This is a genomic window from Micromonospora phytophila (genome assembly GCF_023656545.1).
Taxonomy (GTDB): domain Bacteria; phylum Actinomycetota; class Actinomycetes; order Mycobacteriales; family Micromonosporaceae; genus Micromonospora; species Micromonospora phytophila.
Genome location: NZ_JAMOKF010000539.1, coordinates 1 through 2,295 on the forward strand (window position 1 = coordinate 1; position 2,295 = coordinate 2,295).

At 74.9% G+C, this 2,295-nt stretch carries 2 protein-coding genes and 1 pseudogene; 1 reads left to right on the forward strand and 2 read right to left on the reverse strand.

The genetic code is table 11. The annotated features are described in order from the left end of the window. Nucleotides 1-810 (reverse strand): hypothetical protein (locus tag NCC78_RS30910; RefSeq protein WP_250798960.1); only part of this gene is annotated, 810 nt, incomplete at its 3' end. A gap of 31 nt (nucleotides 811-841) precedes the next feature. Further along, nucleotides 842-1,699 (reverse strand): hypothetical protein, encoded by an 858-nt coding sequence (locus NCC78_RS30915; protein ID WP_250798962.1) that lies wholly within the window; start codon nucleotides 1,697-1,699, stop codon nucleotides 842-844. Between the two features lie 113 nt (nucleotides 1,700-1,812). Between NCC78_RS30915 and NCC78_RS30920 the strand changes: the two are divergent. Next, nucleotides 1,813-2,295: pseudogene (locus NCC78_RS30920) on the forward strand (hypothetical protein); the annotation flags it as partial.

The window sequence follows — 2,295 nt, forward strand, 5'->3', positions numbered from 1 at the left end:
GCTCGTCCCCCGGGTGCTCCCGCGGGGGCTCCCGCCGGGGGCGGTCTCCGCCGCCGGGGCGGCCGGCCCAATGCGGCGAGGGGTCCGCAACGGCAGGTGCAGGGCGGTGGCGAGCAGGGCGAACGCGCCCCACCCGGCGGCCAGGGCGACGGCCGGGGACACGTCCTGGAGGTAGTGGTAGCCGGTGAGGAAGCCGACCAGCGCGAGGCTGTTACGCGCGAAGTGCCGGCTGAACTCGACCAGCTGGCGGCGGGCCTCGACGGCGACCAGCACCCCCGAGTAGGGGAAGGTCACCACCATCCCCCGCAGCAACTGCCCGAGGAGCCCGGTGAGCACCGCCCCGACGAAGATCACCAGGAGTTTGGCCGGGGCGGGTAGCGAGTCGCGCCGGGCGTCGACCGGTTCCGCCCCGCCCGGCGGCGGGTCGGCGGCGGCGACGGTCCGGGCGCGGCGCCGCAGCGCCAGCATGGCCAGCAGCCACAGGGCCACCGTGCCGGCCAGCGCCGGCTCGAACGGCACCGGCAGTGCCAGCAGGCCGGCGCTCAAGGCCACGTACGCGGCGATCCCGGCCACGTCGGCGAGGAGGATCGGCCAGCGCAGCCGGCGATGGGTCAGCGCCACGGTGACGAAGAAGAGGTTCAGGCCGAGCACACCGAGCAGCTGGGCGCCGTCCACCCGGTGTCCCGTGGTGACCAGGGCGAGGGTCATCGGCAGCGGCAGGCTGTAGACGAAGGCCCGCAGCCGTACCGAGCGGATCAGGCTGACCGCCCAGACCACCGCCGTTACCAGCAGGACGGCACTCCACGTCATGGTCGGCCCGTCCCCGGGAGGTCCGCGTCGGTCATCGGTAGGTCGCCTCCCGCGCGCAGGCGGCGAAGGCGGTACGCAGCCGCTCCAGGTCGCCGGGGTTGACGGAGAACTGGTTCAGGCCGATCTCACCGTGCGCGCTCATCGTCGGCTCCCAGGCACTCGTTCCGTCCCAGAGTGCCAGATTGACGTGCAGGTCGGGCCGGACGGCGCCCCAGCGCAGCAGGCCGACCCGCACCCCGGCCCGCCGCTGCGTCTCCACCAGCTCCGACAGCTCCTCGGAGATCCCGGCGTGGACGAAGATCCGGGTGATCCGCACGCCACGCTCCAGCGCCTTGAGGTTGGCCGTCCAGTACGACCGGCCGATGTCGCTGTGCCACCAGCTCAGCTCGCCGCTGGCCCGGGGCATCACGTGGGTCACCGCGTCCATCTGCCGCACGCAGTCGCGCAGGCCGGCGAGCAGGTCCTCGTAGTCGTCGCCGGAGCGGACGATCCGCCCCGCCCGCAACTGCTCGGCCTCGGCGCGGAACCGCTCGAAGCGGCGGCGGGCCTCCTCGGCGACCCGGGTGCCCGGATACGCCTCGACCGCCTCCCGGGCGGCGGTGACCAGCGGCGGAACCGCGTGCACCAGCCAGGGCGGCCCCTCCAGCAGCGTCCGCAGGTGGAAGCGGCGCTCCGCGCGGGCCAGCGAGTCCACCAGCAGCGAGATGGTGATGCCCATCAGCCCGGCCAGCAGCGACTCCACCCCGGTGGCCGCGTTGGTGAGGTCGAGCGTCATCGACAGCGAGATCGACAGCGCGATGCCGATCAACGCCACCGGATCGGTGTGGGCGAGCAGGCGGACCAACCCGCCGGCCGACCCGGCGCGCCCCCGCGACCGTCTACGAAGCACGTCACCTGCCATCGGCACCCCTGATCTCGACGACGATGCCGTCAGGGTATTGCCGCTCCACAATGGCGCGCGTTCCCGCCGGGTCGGCCGCCGGCCGCCGGTACGATCCGGCGGTGCGGAGCGGGGAGGTGGCGCTGCCGATCGGCGCGGCGGGGGTGACCGCCGAGGAGATCGAGGCCGGCGTACGGGCCTGGGTGGCATCGCCGCCGCTGCGCGCGCTGGTGGGCCACTTCGGCGGTGACTGGCCGGCCGGTGACCTGGCGGAGGTGCTCGCCGGCCTGGACGACTTCTCCGCCCGGCGTTGGGACTTCCGGGGCGGTCGGGAGCGTCCCGAGGCCCGCGAACCGGCCTTCGACCCGGAGACCGCCGGGCTGGTCCTGGCCACGGCCGGCGCGCTCGGGCTGGTCCGCCCGGTGCCGCCGAACCGGTCCGCGTACGCCCATCTGGTGGTGCTGGGCGGCCTGGCGCACGCCTGCCTGCGCCGGGTCGCGTACGCCGCCCACCTGCTGCGCGCCGGGACCGGGGTCACCGGCGAGGTGGCCGTGCTCGGCAGCTTCCGCCCGCTGTCCGAGGTGGAGTGCCGGACGCTGGCCGAG